The 385-nt window shown below is 67.3% G+C and carries 1 protein-coding gene; it reads left to right on the top strand.

What is annotated here, in order from left to right:
- Positions 1–385 (top strand): transposase (locus Q1A87_RS23855; protein ID WP_299657390.1); only part of this gene is annotated, 385 nt, incomplete at both ends.

Genomic DNA, 385 nt, shown 5'->3' with positions numbered 1-385 from the left:
ATCGAGGATCGGCTGCGGCAGAACATCCGGGCGACGATCGAGGCGCTTTTCGAAGAAGAACTCGCAGCATTCATCGGGCGCTGCCGCTACGGCCGCGGCAATGGATCGACGAAGGGCTATCGGCACGGGCACCGCGACCGTCAGCTCACCGGCACGTTCGGCACGCAGACCGTCAGCGTGCCGCGGGCCCGGATAGAGGACGAGGAAGGCAAGGTCACCGAGTGGCGGTCGAAGGCGCTGCCTCGCTACCAGCGGCTGACGAAGAAGGCCGAGGCGCTGATCGCCTCCGTCTACCTGGCCGGCACCAACACGCGGCGGGTGAAGCGCGCGCTCTACGGCCTGTTTCAGGGAGCGGTTGGCAAGGATGTGGTGAGCCGGGCTTGGC

The organism is uncultured Jannaschia sp., assembly GCF_947494055.1.
Lineage (GTDB): Bacteria > Pseudomonadota > Alphaproteobacteria > Rhodobacterales > Rhodobacteraceae > Jannaschia.
The sequence above is the reverse complement of the archived record's forward strand: the minus strand, read 5'-3'. Positions and strand labels throughout refer to the sequence as shown.